The sequence below is a fragment of the Amycolatopsis orientalis DSM 40040 = KCTC 9412 genome (assembly GCF_000478275.1).
GTDB lineage: Bacteria > Actinomycetota > Actinomycetes > Mycobacteriales > Pseudonocardiaceae > Amycolatopsis > Amycolatopsis orientalis.
The window spans coordinates 23172-41199 of the sequence record NZ_ASJB01000083.1; the positions used below are offsets into that span (position 1 = coordinate 23172).

General features: G+C 66.1%; 23 protein-coding genes and 1 tRNA gene. 16 read left to right on the forward strand and 8 right to left on the reverse strand.

The window, feature by feature from the left end:
- Window positions 1-151: 151 nt before the first annotated feature.
- From L324_RS42905 to L324_RS31260, 14 genes are all read left to right on the forward strand, one after another.
- Window positions 152-295 carry a hypothetical protein gene (locus tag L324_RS42905; protein WP_161780899.1) on the forward strand — a complete coding sequence of 48 codons (144 nt, stop codon included), beginning with the start codon at window positions 152-154 and terminating at the stop codon, window positions 293-295.
- A complete protein-coding gene (locus L324_RS31200) occupies window positions 292-681 on the forward strand; it encodes a hypothetical protein (protein WP_037317187.1) in 390 nt (129 codons plus the stop codon). The genes L324_RS42905 and L324_RS31200 overlap by 4 nt, the downstream gene beginning before the upstream one ends.
- A complete protein-coding gene (locus tag L324_RS43760) occupies window positions 681-1175 on the forward strand; it encodes a hypothetical protein (RefSeq protein ID WP_235783701.1) in 495 nt (164 codons plus the stop codon). Before L324_RS31200 ends, L324_RS43760 begins: the two co-directional genes overlap by 1 nt.
- Window positions 1175-1357, forward strand: a complete 183-nt coding sequence (locus L324_RS31210; RefSeq protein WP_037317192.1) for a hypothetical protein — start codon at window positions 1175-1177, stop codon at window positions 1355-1357. The genes L324_RS43760 and L324_RS31210 overlap by 1 nt, the downstream gene beginning before the upstream one ends.
- Window positions 1358-1379: 22 nt before the next feature.
- A complete protein-coding gene (locus L324_RS31215; RefSeq protein ID WP_037317194.1) occupies window positions 1380-1598 on the forward strand; it encodes a hypothetical protein in 219 nt (72 codons plus the stop codon).
- A 139-nt stretch (window positions 1599-1737) separates the two neighbouring features.
- On the forward strand, window positions 1738-3183 hold the full coding sequence (locus tag L324_RS31220; protein WP_037317196.1) for a type IV secretory system conjugative DNA transfer family protein: 1446 nt from the start codon (window positions 1738-1740) through the stop codon (window positions 3181-3183).
- A 22-nt stretch (window positions 3184-3205) separates the two neighbouring features.
- The gene (locus L324_RS31225) at window positions 3206-3628 is read left to right on the forward strand and encodes a hypothetical protein (RefSeq protein ID WP_037317199.1); all 423 of its coding nucleotides are present in this window, start codon (window positions 3206-3208) and stop codon (window positions 3626-3628) included.
- Entirely contained in the window at window positions 3625-3849 is a 225-nt protein-coding gene (locus L324_RS31230) for a hypothetical protein (protein ID WP_037317203.1), read from the forward strand. Before L324_RS31225 ends, L324_RS31230 begins: the two co-directional genes overlap by 4 nt.
- Window positions 3850-3865: 16 nt before the next feature.
- Window positions 3866-4117: a hypothetical protein gene (locus L324_RS31235; protein WP_037317206.1), complete on the forward strand. Its 252-nt coding sequence runs from the start codon at window positions 3866-3868 to the stop codon at window positions 4115-4117.
- Between the two features lie 19 nt (window positions 4118-4136).
- Window positions 4137-4466, forward strand: coding sequence for a hypothetical protein (locus L324_RS31240; protein ID WP_235783702.1), 330 nt, complete (start codon window positions 4137-4139; stop codon window positions 4464-4466).
- Window positions 4467-4524: 58 nt separating this feature from the next.
- Complete coding sequence (locus L324_RS31245; protein ID WP_037317209.1) at window positions 4525-5376, forward strand: hypothetical protein; 852 nt, start codon at window positions 4525-4527, stop codon at window positions 5374-5376.
- Window positions 5377-5471: 95 nt separating this feature from the next.
- Window positions 5472-6818, forward strand: coding sequence for a replication initiator (locus L324_RS31250; protein WP_037317211.1), 1347 nt, complete (start codon window positions 5472-5474; stop codon window positions 6816-6818).
- The gene (locus L324_RS31255) at window positions 6818-6994 is read left to right on the forward strand and encodes a helix-turn-helix domain-containing protein (protein ID WP_037317213.1); all 177 of its coding nucleotides are present in this window, start codon (window positions 6818-6820) and stop codon (window positions 6992-6994) included. The genes L324_RS31250 and L324_RS31255 overlap by 1 nt, the downstream gene beginning before the upstream one ends.
- 104 nt (window positions 6995-7098) lie before the next feature.
- Window positions 7099-8223: a site-specific integrase gene (locus L324_RS31260; RefSeq protein ID WP_081736553.1), complete on the forward strand. Its 1125-nt coding sequence runs from the start codon at window positions 7099-7101 to the stop codon at window positions 8221-8223.
- Window positions 8224-8233: 10 nt separating this feature from the next.
- On the opposite strand, the gene L324_RS31265 is transcribed toward L324_RS31260, so the two are convergent.
- From L324_RS31265 to nfi, 5 genes are all read right to left on the reverse strand, one after another.
- A tRNA-Leu gene (locus L324_RS31265) sits at window positions 8234-8310 on the reverse strand.
- Window positions 8311-8333: 23 nt separating this feature from the next.
- Complete coding sequence (locus L324_RS31270) at window positions 8334-8669, reverse strand: SLATT domain-containing protein (protein WP_235783703.1); 336 nt, start codon at window positions 8667-8669, stop codon at window positions 8334-8336.
- 78 nt (window positions 8670-8747) lie between these two features.
- Window positions 8748-10076 (reverse strand): NAD(P)/FAD-dependent oxidoreductase, encoded by a 1329-nt coding sequence (locus L324_RS31275; protein WP_037317217.1) that lies wholly within the window; start codon window positions 10074-10076, stop codon window positions 8748-8750.
- 84 nt (window positions 10077-10160) lie between these two features.
- A complete protein-coding gene (locus tag L324_RS31280) occupies window positions 10161-10853 on the reverse strand; it encodes a uracil-DNA glycosylase (protein WP_037317219.1) in 693 nt (230 codons plus the stop codon).
- Complete coding sequence (gene nfi / locus L324_RS31285) at window positions 10850-11536, reverse strand: deoxyribonuclease V (RefSeq protein WP_037317222.1); 687 nt, start codon at window positions 11534-11536, stop codon at window positions 10850-10852. Before nfi ends, L324_RS31280 begins: the two co-directional genes overlap by 4 nt.
- Window positions 11537-11564: 28 nt before the next feature.
- Here nfi and L324_RS31290 point away from each other — a divergent pair, with 28 nt between their 5' ends.
- Both L324_RS31290 and L324_RS31295 read left to right on the forward strand, forming a co-directional pair.
- Window positions 11565-13061: a S10 family peptidase gene (locus L324_RS31290; protein ID WP_037317225.1), complete on the forward strand. Its 1497-nt coding sequence runs from the start codon at window positions 11565-11567 to the stop codon at window positions 13059-13061.
- A gap of 337 nt (window positions 13062-13398) precedes the next feature.
- A complete protein-coding gene (locus L324_RS31295; protein ID WP_235783704.1) occupies window positions 13399-14151 on the forward strand; it encodes a hypothetical protein in 753 nt (250 codons plus the stop codon).
- Between the two features lie 90 nt (window positions 14152-14241).
- Here the strand turns inward: L324_RS31295 and L324_RS31300 are convergent, their stop codons facing one another.
- The 3 genes from L324_RS31300 to L324_RS31310 all read right to left on the reverse strand — a co-directional run bounded on the left by L324_RS31300 (window position 14242) and on the right by L324_RS31310 (window position 18023).
- Window positions 14242-15963, reverse strand: a complete 1722-nt coding sequence (locus tag L324_RS31300) for a S8 family serine peptidase (protein ID WP_037317228.1) — start codon at window positions 15961-15963, stop codon at window positions 14242-14244.
- Between the two features lie 76 nt (window positions 15964-16039).
- Window positions 16040-17038 carry an ABC transporter ATP-binding protein gene (locus L324_RS31305; protein ID WP_037317231.1) on the reverse strand — a complete coding sequence of 333 codons (999 nt, stop codon included), beginning with the start codon at window positions 17036-17038 and terminating at the stop codon, window positions 16040-16042.
- Entirely contained in the window at window positions 17031-18023 is a 993-nt protein-coding gene (locus L324_RS31310) for an ABC transporter ATP-binding protein (protein WP_037317234.1), read from the reverse strand. Before L324_RS31310 ends, L324_RS31305 begins: the two co-directional genes overlap by 8 nt.
- Window positions 18024-18028 lie beyond the last annotated feature (5 nt).

An 18028-nucleotide genomic window follows, 5' to 3' on the forward strand; every position in this document is an offset into this window, starting at 1 on the left:
CTGCGGAGTGGTCTTTCATCGTTCGACCCGAACGGCCCGAAGCGGGGTGCGTGATGGGGAATCACGTGTGTTCGGCGAATTTCTGGCTGTCCCCGACCCGTATCGCGACCTGCAACGTGTGCGGTCGCCAATGGCAGATGTGAGGAATGTGATGGAGACGAGTTTCGCGAAGGTGACGTTCTACCCGCTGTGGCTGCTCCTGGTCGCGGCACTGGTGATCGCGATGCCGGTGGCCGGAGTGGTTGCCGTGGTCCTGGGGTTGCTGGCGGTGGTCGGCACGCGGGGGACGCGATGACGGGCGCCCTGGATCTGTTCGGCGATCCGGTGGAGGAACCGGTGGTGGCCGGACCGGCGGCTCCGCCGATCAATGACATGAACTTGATCGAGAAGGTACTTCAGATTGCGGAGAACACCGGATACGTGCTTGTCGGCCCCTCGGAGCGGGTGTATCACCTGGTCGCCCCAAAAACGATCGAGGTCGCCCCCCGGTACGAAGAGGAGGCCGTGCATCAGCTCCTGACCGTGAAGTGGCTGACGAAGGGAGGTGTGCACGTCTACACACACCACGGATACGAAGGGCCGGGTAACGCGGTCCTGGTGCCCAAGGCCACCAAGGTGAAGGCACGTCAGTGGCGCTACCTGGCGCCGATTCCCTGTTCTCGTAAGCGAAAGGCGTCGTGATGACCCGACGATTCGAGGCTGTGCAGGACTGGAACGGCTTCGGCAAGGTGATCGACACCTCGGTGAACGCGAATGGTGTTCCTGGCGTGCATGTCAGTACGCATGGCAGCTACTACAAGGCGCTGAATGAGGCGGACAGGCTTAATCGGAAGAGATCTGGGAGACAGCGCTCACGTCGTGGCGCCGATGCTCCCCTACCGCAAACGAAAGGCATCATGATGACGTCGCAGACGATCAACAACGTCAACAAGGCCCGATTCGCCGAGTTCGAGTTCGCGCTCGATGAGGTCCGCAAAGCGTTCGACGAGGTAGGCAAGCTCGGGAAGGCCCTGGACGACAAGGGCGCCACGGCGGACCGGTTCGAGGGCTGGCAGGTCCCCACCAAGTCCGAGGTACAGGCCGATCTCCGGAAGGCGTCCGGTGCGCTGGACGAACTCCGGGAGGCGGCGCTCAAGCGCAAGGCGGAACTGATCTCGCGGGGCTGGCGAGTCTGATGACCACCCGCGAAGAAGACCTTGTCCACATCGCCGTGGAGCAGTCGTTCTGGTCCGGACAGATGACCGCCGCGTGCGGGATCACCGCGAACGTGTCCGAAGTCGAGACCTCGTGCTTCGGCTACGTGTTCGCGACCTACTGCCCGGAGTGCAAGCGCCTGGCCAACAAGACGTGGTTCTGAACCGAGCACCGAGGAGAAACCGATGAGCACCAACCAGATCGACGGCAAGTTGACCGAGCTGGACAACGCGATGAAGAAGCTCCGGACGGCGATGACTCGCCTGTCCAACCGGGTCGCCGGGTGCGGCAAGCAGCACACCGAAGCCGCCCGCAAGGTCGCGACCGCGATCACCACCGTGGAAGCGGCGAAACCGCTGTTCGCTGGCGGAGCGAAGAAGAAGCCTGCCGCCCGGCGACGCTGACCGCTGGAACGTAGTAGTACCGACAGTCGCATACCGCGTATGACCGATCCGTCTGGACGTAGTGAGGGCCGTAGACCCCGCGTCCAGTGTCCGGGGCTCTGCGGCCCTCCTGTGTCCACCACACACAGGAGATCTACCGATGAAGACCCCGAAGTCCAAGACCCGCCGTCCGAGCGGGAAGACCCCGATCCCGGCCCGATGCGCGGGCTGGATGCTGCGCCACCCCGGCGTCACGGCTATGCCGGCCGTTTTCGGCACGAGCGTCGTTGAGCTGGGCGCGGTCACCACCGGTAGCGCGGTGGCCGGGTTGGTTGGTGTCGGGCTGTCCTGGCGCTACCTGCACAAAGACTCGTATATGGCGCTGGCGTCCCCGCGGCTTCGTGCCGTCCGCCGCCGCTGGACCCGTTACATCGGCAAGTCCTGGAAAGAGTCCCTGGAGTACTGCAACCTGGTCGGGCAGGACCGCCGCACCGGCGAACTTTTGGTTCCCCGGCTGCTGAAGGTCGCAGCGCCCACTCCGTCGATCGACGTCCTCAAGGTCAAGTTCGTCAAAGGACAGTCGCTGCGCGTCTTCCAGGACGTCCAGGAGGAGCTAGCCGCCGCACTCGGAGCGGACGTGATCGCGATCGAGAAGGGCAGCAAGCCCCGCATCTTGACCATCACGCTGGTGCACGGCAACCCGTTCGACGACGTGATCCCTCCGGCGGATATCCCCGGCGAGATGGATGAGGTCGACTTGAAGGCGATCGAGCTGGGCGACACCGAACAGGGCGAGATCTGGACGGAACCGCTGCTCGGTCACCACTGGCTGATCTCCGGCGCGACCGGCTCCGGCAAGGGGTCGCTGTTGTGGAACCCGCTTCGGGCGATGGGGCCGATGATCCGGGAACAGATCGCCCGGATCTGGATGATCGATCCCAAGGGCGGGATGGAGACCGAGCGCGGGAAGCCGATGTTCTACCGGCACGCTACGTCCGCCGATGATGACGTCGAGTATGACGACGGCACCGGCCCTGAGGACGTCGATCCGATGCTCGCGGTGCTACTGGAATTCCGGGACCGGATGCGGGAACGTCAGGCGTACCTGAAGGCGCAGAAGAAGCGCAAGTTCACTCCCTCGGCCGAGACCCCGTTCGAAGTCCTGATGGTCGACGAACTGGCGATGCTCACCGCGCTCGGTGGTAGCCGGTCCACGATCAGCCAGGTGAACAGGATTCTCGCGGAGATCCTGACTCAGGGCCGCGCGGCCGGTTTCGCGGTCGTGGCCTACGTCCAGGAACCGACGAAGGACATCGTCCCAGTGCGGGATCTGTTCACCCGCCGGGTCTCGCTGCGCACCGGATCGGCCTCCTATGTGGACATGGTGCTTGGGGAGGACGCGCGACTTCGTGGCGCTCTCGCCGACGAGATCCCGGAAGAGGGCTGCGAGGGCATCGGCTACCGCACCTCGGAGAAGTCCCGCACCCCGATCCGGGTCCGCGCGGGCTACAGCACCGACGACGACATCGACGAACTCGTCCGGCTCTGCACTCCGCACTTCGACGACGACGAGCCGGGCGGCGTGCTCGTCCCCTTCGCCGCCTGACCGTCCAGAAAGGACATGGACCATGACCACGGCACTCGTACCACTCACCGGGGTCGCCAAACTCGCGGCGATCGCCACTCGCCTGGTCCGGGAGACGCCAGCGCCCGAACCGGCCTCGGTATGCCTGACACCGGGCACATCTAGCATCAGCATTCAGCCGGACGCCGGAACCGACCCGGTCACCGTGATCGGCTCTCTCCTGGTCTGGACACACTCCCTCACCGGACTGCATGGCGACTGGTGGCACACCAGCTCGGGGCAGCTTCATATGACGTTCCGGGGACGTGGGCCGTCTCGCTCTCAGGTGTGCGTTTACGACGCGTTTCCCTACAGCCTCGCCCGGAAACACCTCGCCCTCCGCAAGGGCGACCACGAGACCGTCACGCCAGATGAGCTGTACCTCCTCGCTCTCGAAATCGCCAAACAGAAGGAGAACGACCAGTGATCACCCTCAAGCTTCTCGGACTCTGGCTCAAAATCACCGGTCTCGCCGTTCTCACCGTCGTCCTAGAAGGCGTTCTCATCCGGGGATTCTGGTGGACCTTCCTTGCGGTCGGCGCGACGGTCGTCGTCTACATCGGACTGACTGTCGGGATCTGGAAGGAGTGGCACGCGGAACGAAACGGCGCCGGAACGTACCAAGTCATCCACTACACCCGCGACTGACCAGAAAGGACTAGGCATGTACTCATCGACTTTGACTTTCGGATTCGGCGATTCGTTCGAGGAACTGTACGACGAAATCAATACGAAGATCGGGAAACTGTTGCATGACTTGCTCTATTGGAACTGGAGCTTCACGCATCACGAAGCCGGTCAGTACTCGCCCACTGAGATCGAGACCCTGAAGGCTCAGCGGGACAAAGCGAAGCACGACGTTGAGGAGATGTTGTACGACGCGCACAAGATCCTCAGTCGCGCCCGAACCCTGTGACTCGCCAAGGAGGCGGAACATGACCCATCCGGAAGCCGTTCCGTCGCCTGACTCGGCGGCGTGGCACTCGGCAGTGTCAACATTGGAGGACGGCCTAGCGATCTACCCGCTTCGCTCGATCGAGGGCGTGCGGTTCGAGCGGGCCACGGTCACGAACACGGCCGTCTCCGGAACCGCGTCCACGGTGCTGCTCCGGGTAAGCCAGTCCCCGCCGGGAAAACCGGATCGGGCTTGGGAACTGGCGATGCCCCCGGAGTTCGCCCGCTACCTGGCGGCGCTGCTCGACGCGCAAGCCCGCTACATCCAGACCGCTTCACCGGCATGCGCGGAGTCCTCGCGGGACACGTGAGATCTCCGTCGTGCCACGGGCGCCTCGCCCGTCCACCCCCCTGGAAGGAGGCAACATTATGTTCTGGAAACGCAAGTCCGAGGGCGAGGACACTCCGCCCCGTTCTCGCCGGGTCCGCGCGCTGGCCGATCAGCTCGACGAGGCGCGTGACGTGCACCGGCTGTCCACCGATCCGATGTTGGGCGCGGTGACCGCAGACCGGTTCCGGGCCTCGATCACCCGCACCATGTGGGTGTTCCTCGCGATCGGGCTCGGGTTCACCACTACTGGCGTGCACGACTTCCTTGCCGGGGACCGGCCTATCACTGATCCGCTGTGGTGGGGCGCGTGGCTTGCCGAACCCGCGCTGGCGGGCATCCTGGTGACCCTGCTCCGCTGGGAAGCCTCGATGCTCTCTCATGGCGTCACGGTCGACGTCAAACCCGTTCGCTACCTCAAGCGCCTTCTGCTGGGTGCCACGCTGGTGGCCAACGTCTGGGCCGGTCTCGCACCAGCCCGTGGCGAGGTCTCCAAGGGCATGGTGTTCTTCCACCTGGTGATCCCGCTCGTGGTGTTCCTTCTCGCGGAGGTCATGCCGGTGATCCAGCAGACATGCACCCGCGTCCGCGAACAAGCCCTCGCCACGGTCACGGCCCCGACCAGGGAGAACACCGTGCGGCAAACCGCGGCTTCCCCGGCGGCTATGCCGGCCGAAATCCAGCCCCCCCGGCCCCCGACGTCGGCGACGTTCGCAAAGCTCCCCGCCAGCATCCGCACCACGGTCACCAGCATCACCGACACCGCCCACAGTGCTGGCAGGCCCGTCACGGCCGCCGATCTGACCACCAGGGTCAACCTGCCCGAGGCGATGCTCACCACGCTCGTGGACGAACTGAACGCCTCGATCAACCACCACCCGGTCACCGCCTGACCGGTTCCCTCGCACCACGCACGTTCGCCGGGCAGCCCTCGGTGACCGTGCTGGGGGTCTGCCCGGCTCTCTCGTGCCCGCACGAATGGAGAGCCATGATCACCGAGCACGACGGGTCCTCACTGGCTACCCGCATCACCCGCCACCTCACCATGCGCCACGTCCGCGCCCGCGTCACCGCGACCGGCGGATGCCTCCAGCCGGTGCACCTGTCCGGCTACCGCGTCGTCACCGACCGCGCCACCGGCCGCACCCTCGACCACCACGCCGGGACCGTCTACGCCCCGTGCGGCAACCGCCGCGAGTCCGTGTGCCCCGCCTGCTCCGACCGCTACGCCGCCGACGCGTTCCACCTCATCCGCGCCGGAATGACCGGTGGCAAGGCGATTCCTGAGTCCGTGGCGGACAAGCCCCGTCTGTTCGTCACCCTCACCGCACCGAGCTTCGGCGCTGTCCACGGCCGCCGCACCACCCGCACCGGCCGCCGCATCCCCTGTGGTTGCGGGGAAAACCACCACGAAGCCGATCCCCGCGTCGGCACCGCGATCGCCCCAGAGAGCTACGACTACCGGGGCGCGGTCCTGTGGCAAGGCCACACTGGCGACCTGTGGCACCGGTTCACCATCCGTCTTCGCCGGGAGATCGCCCGCGCGGCCGGAATCAAGGTCAGTGAGTTCGCGGAGTACGCGCGGCTCTCCTACGCCAAGGTCGCCGAGTACCAGAAGCGCGGACTCATCCACTTCCACGCCGTGATCCGGCTCGACGGGCCGGAAGGCGCCCACGACCCCGCGCCCACCTGGGCGGACAACACGCTCATGGAACACGCCGTCCGCGCGGCCGTCGAAACCACCCACGTCACCCGCGAATTCATGCTCGACGGCAAGCTCACCGAGCACGTGTTCACGTGGGGCCAGCAGATCGACATCCGGCCCATCCGGCCCGCGCACGCCGCCCAGATCGAGGGCGACGACGGCGAGATCAGCGACCGCGCGCTAGCCGGGTATATCGCCAAATACGCCACCAAGGGCACCAGCACCAGCGAAGTCCCCGACCGTCCAATCCGGTCCGAACGAGCGATCGAGCACCTGGACGTCCTGCCGCACCACCGACGCATGATCGCCACCGCCTGGGAACTCGGAGCCAGCGAAGACCTCACGTTCCTCCGGAAATGGGCGCACATGCTCGGCTTCCGAGGCCACTTCCTCACCAAGTCACAGCGCTACTCCGTCACTTTCACCATGCTGCGCGGCGACCGCCGCACCCACCAGCACCTCGCCACGCTCGAAGCCCTCGGGACCACTCCCGACGGCGCGATCGTCGTCAACCACTGGAACTACACCGGAAACGGACACAACAACCCCGAAGAACGCGAGATCGCCGAAGCGATCTACGAAGGAAAACGCCTACAGCGCAAGGACAAACTCGCAAAGGAGAACCAGTGATGAACCAGCCACTCATGACCGTCGAAGACCTCTCGGCCCACCTCGGAGTGCCCGTCGGCACCCTCTACCGGTGGCGCACCACCGGCTACGGCCCGGCTGGAAAGCGCATCGGCAAGCACCTCCGCTACCGCCCCGAAGACGTCGACGCCTGGGTCGCCGAACAAGGGGGTGTGTGATGGCACGGCCACCTCTCGATGTGGGGACGCACGGGAAGATCCGGTTCAGCGACACGGCATCCGGCGTCCGGGCTCGTGCGAGCTACCGGGGCTTCGATGGGAAGGTGCATGACATTGAGCGCACCGGCCCGACTCGTCCAAAGGCTGAGCGACTGCTGAAGAAGGCGATCAGTGAGGCCCTGAAGGCGCCCGGAGGCGGCGACATGGATCACAACACGAAGTTCAGTGTCGTCGCCGACAGGTGGATCACACGGCAGGCTGAGCGCGTCGAGGCAGAAGAACGCGCACACGGCACGCTGGACAACTACCGAAGCGTGCTCAAGAACCACGTACTTCCCGCGCTCGGTGATCTCCGGTTGTATGAGGTGACCGTGCCACGGCTGGACGCGTTTCTTCCTGCCGTCAAAGCGAAAACCAGTGCATCGCATGCCCGAACGACCCGTGCCGTGGTGAGTGGCATCCTCGGCTTCGCGGTACGTCAGGGGGCCTTGGGCGCGAACCCTGTCAGGGAGCTTGAGCGGATCGAGGGCGGAAAGCGTAATAAGCCTCGCGCCTTGTCGTCGGCAGAGCGTCGTAGGTGGCTCGAACAGCTCGAAGCCGACCCGAAGGCGGTCGCGCGAGACCTGCCGGACTTGACGCGCTTCATGCTGGCAACCGGCGTGCGGATCGGCGAGGCGCTCGCGGTCTTCTGGGAAGACGTCGATCTTGACGCCGGAACGGTCGCGATCGACTGGAAGGTGATCCGGATTCGAGGGGCCGGGTTGCGCCGCGTGAAGAAGCTCAAGACCGAATCCGGCGATCGGACGCTGCCGCTTCCCTCGTGGGCGGTGTCGGTGCTGAGGGAGCGTCGGCGCCTCGCTGAGGAAGCTGGGCGCGGCCCGGCATCCCCGGTCTTCCCGGACACCATCGGCGGCTTGCGCGATCCTTCGAACACTCGGCGAGATCTCCGCGATGCGCGCGGTACCGAGGATTTCGCGTGGGTCAAGTCGCACGTCTTCCGCAAGACGGCAGCCACCGTGCTGGACGACGCGAAACTCAGTTCCCGGCAGATCGCCGATCAGCTCGGCCACGCTCGGCCGTCGATCACTCAGGACGTCTACATGGGCAGGACGTCGGTCTCCCGGGACAACGCGGTCGCCCTGGAAGGCATGTGGCTCGACGACGAGCAGGCCAATTCCGGGGGTAAACCGGGGGCCGGTCAGGACCAGCAAGATCAGACAGAGCTTTGACCTGCGGGAATGGTGCCCCGGACGGGGATCGAACCCGCACTACGTCGATTTTAAGTCGACTGCCTCTGCCAATTGGGCTACCGGGGCACGGACAGCTTAAGCGATGGCCGTCAGTTCGCCGCTTCAGTACGCCGATATTCGAGCCACTGGAGGCCGCTCTCGTTCCAAACGGCCTGGTACTCCTCGAACTTCTCGGTGATCAACCGGGGATCGATCTGATCAGGCGGGGTCGACGCGATGTAGAAGCTGAGCTCGTCGCGTAGCCGGTAGAGCCGGAATTGGACCTCTTCCATCAGCACCCAAAGAGACCGCCAGGCGAAGAACGGCTCGAGCGCGCCGACCACGGTCGTCGCGGCGACCAGCGCGAACGCCACACCGGTCCAGCCGTTGAGGTTCTGCAATCCGAGAATGATCGTGGATACCGCGGAGAGCGCCAGTATCAGCACCGGTTCACCCTGAAGCCGTGAAGGCCTCCTTCCCTACGCTCAAGGTAGGGAAGGAGGCCTTCACGGCGAACTACGGACTCAGGACTTCGACAGCCTGTCGAACTCCTCGCGCGGGTTGTTGATCTGGCCGAGCGAGATGACCTCGCGCCGGAACAGGCCGCCGAGCATCCAGTCGAACAGGATGCGGGTCTTGCGGTTCCACGTCGGCATCGCCTTGAGGTGGTACGCGCGGTGGAAGAGCCAGGCCGGGAAGCCCTTGATCTTCAGGTTCAGCGCGTCGGCGACACCCTTGTGCAGGCCGAGGCTGGCCACCGCACCCAGGTTCTTGTGGTAGTAGTCCTTCGGCTTGCCGCCGCGGATCACCTTGATGATGTTCTTCGCCAGCAGACGCGCCTGGCGAACGGCGTGCTGCGCGTTCGGCGGGCAGGTCGCGGTCGGGTCCTGTTCGGTGCGCGAGAGGTCCGGCACGGCGGCGTTGTCACCGGCGGTCCAGACGTCGGGGTGCCCGACGACCTGCATCGCGGCGGTGGCCTCGACGCGGCCGCGCTTGTCCAGCGGCAGGTCCGAGCTGGCGAGCACCGGGTTCGCCTTCACGCCGGCGGTCCAGATGATCGTGTCGGTGTCGAACTCGGTGCCGTCCGAAAGGACGACGTGGCCGTTCTCGAACGACTTCGCCGCTGTCGACAAATAGACTTCGATGCCGCGCTTCTCGAGCTGCTCGACGGTGTACACACCGAGCGTCTCGCGCACCTCGGGGAGGATCCGCCCGGCCGCCTCGACGAGCACCCAGCGGATGTCCTCGACCTTGAGGTTCGGGTAGTAGTTCTCCACCGCGAAGCGGGTCATGTCCTCGAGTTCGGCGAGCGCCTCGATACCGGCGAACCCGCCGCCGACGACGGTGAACGTCAGCAGGCGCTTGCGCTGCTCGGGATCGAGCGTGCTGGCGGCCTCGTCCAGCTTCGTCATGACGTGGTTGCGCAGGTAGATCGCCTCACCGATGGTCTTGAAGGCGATACCTTCCTCGACCAGGCCGGGGATCGGCAGGATGCGCGCGACGGCACCCAGCGCGACCACGAGGACGTCGTAGTTCAGCTGCTCGACGTGCCCGTCGGCGGCTTCGACCGTGACGGCCTTGCGCTCGTGCTCGATCTTCGTCACCCGCGCGGTGAGCACGTGGCAGCGCTTGAGCACGCGCCGCAGCGGCACGACCACGTGCCGCGGTTCGATCGCACCGGCCGCCGCCTCGGGCAGGAAGGGGGCATAGGTCATGTGCGGCTGCGGGTCAACGACCGTCACGGACGCTTCGTTGGCCCGGAGCATCTTCTGGAGCCCGTACGCCGTGTAGAGCCCGACGTATCCACCACCAAGGACGAGGATCCGTGTCGGTTCCGACTTAACACCAGCCATATTTCTATAGTCGCACCCATCTGCTGAGATCGCTCGTAGACCCCATCCGGCTGTGACCAGCGTCGCCACCGCTTCCGCACCGATTCAGTTCAGGCCGGCCACCGAGGTCGCGGCGGTGAGCACGTCGCACACCATGTCAAGCGTCAGGCGGCCGGTCTGGACATTGCGCTGCGACACGTGATAACAGCCGAAAAGCCGCAGGTCGCCGACGCTCACCTCGGCCCCGTGGCCGAATTTCGGGCGTGGCGCGGGCACCGGCCAGCCCGCCTCGGCGAGCACCGGCAGCAGCGCCTGCCAGCCGAACGCGCCGAGGACCACGACGGCCTTCAGCGTCGGTTTCAGCAACGCGAGTTCGGCCGCGAGCCAGGATCGGCAGGTCTCCCGTTCCTCAGGTGTGGGCTTGTTGGCGGGTGGCGCGCATCGCACCGGCGAGACGATCCTGGTCCCCCGCAACTCCAGACCGTCACCGATATGGGTCGACGTCGGCTGCGAGGCGACCCCGACCCGGTGAAGCGCCTTGAAGAGAACGTCACCGGAGGGGTCGCCGGTGAACATGCGGCCGGTCCGGTTCGCCCCATGGGCCGACGGGGCGAGGCCGACGATCGCCAGTGACGCGTCCGGCGGGCCGAATCCGGGCACCGGCCGGGCCCAATAGGTGTCGCCGGCGAAGGCGGCGCGTTTGACCACGGCGATCTCCTCGCGCCACGCGACCAGCCGCGGGCACGCGCGGCAGCCGATGACCTCGGCGTCGAGTTCGGCGATCGACGAGAACTTCACCGGACGAGTGCCTCCTTCAGCGTGTCGCGGGCGAGGCGGTCGGCGTGCCGGGTCGTCTCCGGCTGACGGAACGCGGGGCACAGCCTCAGCACCTGACGGCACGCGTTGTCGAGCGAGATCTTGTGCCCGACGGAGACGTAAAGCGGCTTCACCCCGTCCTGGGTGCGCAGGACGGCGCCGACCACCTCTCCGCCGTCCATCAGGGGTGCCCGGGCGCCGCGCTCCGGGCCCGGCTCGGCGTGCTCGCCGATGAACCGGGTCTTCCCCACTCCGACGGTCGGCAAACCGGTCACGACGCCGACGTGGCACGCCAGCCCGAACCGGCGTGGATGGGCGAGCCCGTGGCCGTCGCAGATCAGGAGGTCCGGCGTGTGGTCGAGGGCTCGCAGCGCGTCGAGAAGCGAGGGCAGCTCACGGAAGGCGAAAAGGCCGGGTTCGTACGGGAACGAGACCTCGGAAACGACGGTTCGCTTTTCCACGACCCGGAATTCGGCGGTTTCGAGCGTGACCGCGGCGGCGGCGATGAGGCCGCCGCCCTCGTCGTAGGCGACGTCGAGCCCGGTCACCGTGACGATCTCTTGTGGACAGCGATCCTCGCGATCGACCAGGCCACGCAGGGTTTCCTGGATTTCGATCGCTTCGGCGGCCGTACTCGGGCGATCATGCGCCGTGACGATGTCCACCTGTACAGACTGCCAGTAGGTTGGAACCATGCCGGATACCGATCCCGATGAGAAGGCCGTCGACGAGAAGGATGCCCCGTCGACGGAAACCAAGGTCGAGCCGATCGACGACCTGGTCACCACGAAGCACACACTGACGCTCAAGCGCCGGAAGCTCGCGTACACGGCCCAGACCGGCCGGATCGTGCTGCGGAAGGAGGTCATCACCGACGGCAAGTCCGAAGGCCACAAGGCCAAGGCCGAGGTGTTCGTGACCTCGTACACGCTCGACGACGCGGAGCCCGGCACGCGGCCGGTGACGTTCGCGTTCAACGGCGGACCCGGCTCGGCGAGTGTCTGGCTGCACATGGGCCTCCTCGGCCCGCGCCGTGTCCTGTCCGGCGACGTCGACGACCCGGTCGCGCCGCCCTACGGACTGACCGACAACCAGGAAACCCTCCTCGCGCACAGTGACCTGGTGTTCATCGACCCGGTGTCGACCGGCTACTCGCGAGCGGTGGACGGCGAGAAGGCCAAGGAGTACCACGGGTACACGGCCGACATCGAGTCCATCGGCGAGGTCATCCGGCTGTGGGTCTCGCGCAAGCAGCGCTGGCTGTCGCCGAAGTTCCTGGCAGGCGAGTCGTACGGCACGCTCCGGGCGGCCGGTCTGGCGGCGCATCTGCAGGAACGCCACGGGATGTACCTGAACGGGCTGCTGCTGATCTCGTCCGTGCTGGACCTGGGCACACTGCGGTTCACCGAGGGCAACGACCTGCCGTACACGCTCTACGTGCCGACGTACGCGGCGATCGCGCACTACCACGGCCTCCACGGCGACCGCCCGCTCGACGACGTCCTCGCGGACGCCGAGGACTTCGCGGCCAAGGAACTCCCCTGGGCCCTCGCGCGCGGCGCACGTCTGTCCACACAGGACCGCGCCGAGGTCGTGGCGACACTCGCTTCCTTGACCGGTTTGAGCGAGTCCTATGTGGACAGGGTCAACCTGCGGATCGAGCATGTCCGGTACTTCACGGAACTCCTGCGGGACAAGGGTCTCACCGTCGGCCGGATGGACGGGCGGTTCACCACCTGGGAACCCGACGGCGGCCGCGAGCACATGAGCGACGATCCTTCGATCTCACGGATCATCGGCGCCTACGCGAGCGGCCTCAACCACTACGTGCGGGCCGAGCTGGGTTACGAGAACGACCTTCCCTACGAACTCCTGTCGATGGACGTGTTCAAGGCCTGGTCCTACTCCGACTTCGAAGGGCGCTCGGTGTCCTCTGTGGACTCGCTCGCTTCCGCCATGCGAGCGAATCCGCATCTACGGATTCACGTCGCTTTCGGGCACTATGACGGCGCGACGCCTTACTTCGCTTCGGAGCATGTGTTGGCACACCTTCAGATCCCCGAGGAGCTGCGGGAGAACATCGACACGGCGTACTACCCCGCGGGGCACATGATGTACGTGCACGAGGAGTCGCGGGTGCGGCAGTCGAAGGACCTGGCGAAGTTCGTGAAGGCCGCCTCGGGCCAGTAGGGGACGCCTGCCCCCTGGCAAGTGCCATGAAAGGTCCTTTCCTTGCAAATTTTGCAAGGAAAGGACCTTTCATGGCACTCAGGCACCAAGTTCTGTCGGACCCACCCCTGACCATGTTGACATGTACCTATCCAAAGCTCCGATTACGGACTCGTACCTACGTCAACACAGCAGGCATGGCGTCATCCGTGTGGCGTCCTTGGAGAAGCTAGGGGTCACGCAAAGCACGGCGTACCGAAGATGCCAGCCTGGCGGAAGGTGGACTCACCTCCTGCCAGGCGTTGTCCTTCTCTCGAAGGAACAACCGACCGCCCGGCAACGAGTCGAAGCCTCGTTGATGCTCACCGGCGGCCAGGGGGTCATCACCGGCTTCGAGGCCGCGCGCCGATACGGGCTACGGCAAGCCGGGCCTTACGGAACCGTCCATGTGCTCATTCCCCAACAGCGCAAAGTGCGAAGCGTCAAGTTCGCGATCTTCGAAAGAACGATCGCCATGCCGGACCATCGCATAGTCGAAGGGGTCCCGCTGGCCGCTCCGGCTCGAGCGGTCTTGGACGGCGTACGGCGCATCCGCGACCTCGACCCAGTACGCGCCTTGCTGATCGAAACGGTCGAGACAGGTCTGTGCACAGTCGATGAACTGAGCGCCGAACTCGAGTCCGGCAGCAGGCGGGGAACCGCACTTCCCCGCGCCGTACTCCGAGAGCTCGCAGCCGAGGTCAAGTCGGTACCCGAGGCCGCCGCACTGGCGATCTGGAAGCGGGCGGGGCTACCTCCGGCCGAACGGAACGTAAGGATCCTCGACGCTTTCGGAAACTATGTTGGCAAGCCCGATTCATGGTGCGATGAACTCGCCATGGCGTGGGAAATCGATTCGTATGCCTTCCACTTCGGAAGGGATGCCTACCGCAAGACACTCCACCGCAACAATCGGTACGCGGCTGCCGGAATCATCGTCGTGCAGACCTTGCCCTCCCGGATTCGCGACGAGCCGGACAAGGTCATCGCCGAGCTCAGGGCCGCAGCCGAGGCGGCGGCACGACGTCCGAGACCGGCCGTCTCCGTGGTCCGCACCGATCGGGCCGCCTGACTGCCCAGCCCGCAACGCTATGAAAGGTCCTTTCCTTGCAAAATTTGCAAGGAAAGGACCTTTCATAGCACTCTCAGCGGAACCGAAGCATCAGCCTCGCAGGTACTGGGCACCGTGGGTGACGGCCGACCAGGCGTCAACGGCACCGTGACCGTAGAAGCCGTTGAACGAAGCGTCACCGACGCAGGTCGCGGTGAACGACGCGTCCCGGCCTTCGTCCAGGTAGTCGACGGTCCGCGGCACCGGGCAGGCGATGTCGGAGGCCGTGCCCTCGAGCACCCGCTGCACCGCGTCCGGGTCCATCCCGAAGTCACGCGAACCCTTGCCGTACTGCGAAACGATGAGCGCGGCGACACCGGTCGCGTGCGGCGACGCCATCGACGTCCCCTGCAGCCACTGGTAGTAGCCGACGCGGCCGTCGGCGGCGGTCGCCTTCTGGATGCCGGCGGTGACACCGTCGGGCGTGATGTTCCCGGCGGCGTCGATGTTGCCTTCCGCGACGCCGACGTTCCGCGGGTACGTCGAGAGGATCTGGTTCTCGAGCGTCCGGAACCACGGGGTGCCGAAGTAGTCACGGAAGTATCCGCCGGGCGCGGAGACCGAGATCTGCTCGACGCCGTAGTTCGAGTAGTCCGCCTTCGCCTGCGACGGCCCGAAGGACGAGACGCCGATCGTGTGCGGGCCCTCGACGGGCAGCGAGAGGCAGCTCGCGTTGTCGATCTGCCGCGGGTGCGTGCTGTTCGACGGGTAGTCCGGGCTCGAAGCGTCCGGCTGCGGGGCGCCGAGGTCGGTGTGCTGGTTGCCCAGCGACACGACCTGGCTGACGCCCTTGCGGTGCGCGTAGTTCAGCGCACGGGTCGTCGCCTCGATGATGGTCCGCTGTTCCGCCTGCTCCGCGGCCGAGTCGGCCGGGTTGGAAGCGCAGTTGTAGAGCCAGGGGTCGGTGTAGAAGCTCATGTTGACGACGTCGACACCGGCGTCACCGGCGTAGGTGATCGCGTCCACGGTCGGCTGCAGGAAGAAGAAGCCCGAGTCCTGGCCGGCGCGGAGGTTCACCAGCGTCACGTTCGGCGCGACGCCCGAGACGCCGAAGCCGTTCGCGGCGGCGCCGATGGTGCCGGCGACGTGCGTGCCGTGCCCGTTGTCGTCGACGTCGGTGGGGTCGACGCAGCCGCGGTACTCGCACGGTCCGTCGACGGGCTCACCGTTCACGTCGGCGACGATGTCCTTCGTGAAGTTCCGCGACGCGGCCCGGTCGAAGTTCGGCGCGATGTCCGGGTGACTCGCGTCGACACCGGTGTCGATGATGCCGACCTTCACCCGCTTGTCGCCCGGCTGGACGGTGCGCGAAAGGTCCGAACGGACGGATTTGAGACCCCAGAGCTGACCATCGAGCGGGTCGAGCCCGGCGGACTGGGCCGAAGCGGCCTTCGGCGCCGAAGCAGCCCCGCGGCTCTCCTTCTCGACGGCGTTCGACTTGACCTTCGCCTTGTCGCTCTTCGGCGCGGAGCCGATCGGCTTCGCTTTGGCCGCACCGAAAACCGAACGGTCCGCGGAGACGCGCTCGGCGAAACCGTTGGCGGGCGCGGTCGCGGTGATCAGGCCGACCGCGGCGTTGCTGGTCACGACGGTGCCACCGGCGGCACGGATCGCCCGTTCCGCCGAAGCGACGCTTTGGCCGTCACGGGCCAGAACGGAGAATTCGGTCGTCGCCCCGGAAAGCCGCGGTTGGGCGGACGCCGACGGCGCGGCGAGGATGGCACCGAACAGCGGTACCGCCAAGGCGATGACGAGAGATCTGGGTCTTTTCACTTCATGCCTCCTGAAGAACACGATTCGTGCAAACTACGTGAGCGATCTCCGCATATCAACGAAGTCCCTACTAAAGTCAGGGGACGACGGTTTTTTCCTCCGCGAAATGACAGGCCGACAAATGTCCACCGGCCCGCGTGATCAATTCGGGTTCCTGCTCGGCGCAAATGTCCTGCGCCTTCCAGCACCGGGTGCGGAATCGGCAGCCCGACGGCGGGTCCAGCGGGCTCGGGACGTCGCCTTCCAGGCGAATCACCTGCCGCTGCCCACGCAACGCCGGATCGGCGACCGGGACCGCGGACAACAGCGCCTGCGTGTAGGGATGGGAAGGATGTTCGTAGATCTCCTCTTCCGTCCCCATTTCCACGATCTTGCCGAGATACATCACCGCGACCCGCGTGGAAAGGTGACGGACAACGGACAGGTCGTGTGCGATGAACACATAGGAAAGGCCGAATTCCTTCTGCAGTTCACCGAGCAGGTTCATCACCTGCGCCTGGATCGAAACGTCCAGCGCGGAAACCGGCTCGTCGCAGATGATGACCTTCGGCCGCAACGCCAGCGCCCGCGCGATGCCGATGCGCTGCCGCTGCCCGCCGGAGAACTGGTGCGGATAGCGGTTGATGTGCTCGGGATTCAGCCCGACGACGTCGAGCAGCTCCCGCACCTTCGCCGCCCGCGAACCCTTCGGCGCCACCTCGGTGTGGATCTCGAAAGGCTCGCCGACGATGTCGCCGACCGTCATCCTCGGGTTCAGCGAGGTGTACGGATCCTGCAGCACGATCTGGATCTCGCGCCGCAACTTCCGGAGCCCGGATCCCCGTAACGCGAAGATGTCACGGCCTTCGAAGGTCGCGAGCCCGCTCGTCGGCTCCTCCAGGCGCATCAGCACCTGGGCCAAAGTGGACTTGCCGCAGCCGGATTCCCCCACCACGCCCAGGGTTTCGCCGGGCATGAGGTCGAATGAGACCCCGTCGACGGCCTTCACGTGACCTATCGTGCGTTTGACGAGGATGCCGGTCCGCACCGGGAAGTACTTAACCAGGTTCTCGACCCGCAGAATGGGCTCAGACACGGTCGCTCACCACCTCGTCGGCGAAATGGCACGCGCTGACCCGGCCGAAACCGAGGCTTCGCAGGGCCGGCCGTTCGGACTCGCACCGGCTCTCCGCCCGGGGACAGCGCGGATGGAACGGACAGCCGGGCGGGACGTTCAGCAGGCTCGGCGGCAGGCCCTTGATGGTCTCCAGGGTCTGTCCTTTGAGGTCCAGCCGCGGCAGGGAGGCCATCAGCGCCTCGGTGTAGGGATGCCCCGGCGAGCGGAACAACTCGGTGACGTCGGCCTGTTCGACGATCCGGCCCGCGTACATCACCGCGATCCGGTCGGCGACCTCGGCGACCACCGCCAGGTCGTGGGTGATCAGGATCAGCCCCATCCGCCGTTCGGCCTGGATCTCCGCCAGCAGGTCCATGATCTGGGCCTGCACGGTGACATCCAGCGCGGTCGTCGGCTCGTCCGCGATCAGCAGATCCGGGTCCAGCGCGAGCGACATGGCGATCATCGCGCGCTGCCGCATCCCGCCGGAGAACTGGTGCGGGTACTCGCGGACCCGGCGGGACGCGGCGGGGATGCGCACGATCTCGAGCAGTTCGATCGCGCGTTTGCGGGCGTCCTTTTTGGACATCCCCAGCCGGACCCGCAACTGCTCCTCGATCTGGAACCCGACGGTGAAGACGGGGTTCAGCGCCGAAAGCGCGTCCTGGAAGATCATCGCGATCCCGCCGCCCCGCACCTCACGCCGCCGCTCTTCGGTGGCGGTGAGCAGGTTCTCGCCGCGGTACCGGACGGCGCCGCGGGTGACGACGGCGGGCGGGCTGTCGAGGATTCCCATCACGGTCTGCGCCGTCACGCTCTTACCCGAACCGGATTCTCCCAGCACGGCAAGGGTTTCCCCGGCGTGCACGGAGTAGTCGACGCCGTTGAGCACGGTGGCGACACCGTCCGAGGTCCGGAATTCGACGTGGAGGTCTTCCACCTCGAGCAGTAGTTCGTTGTCCACAGCCG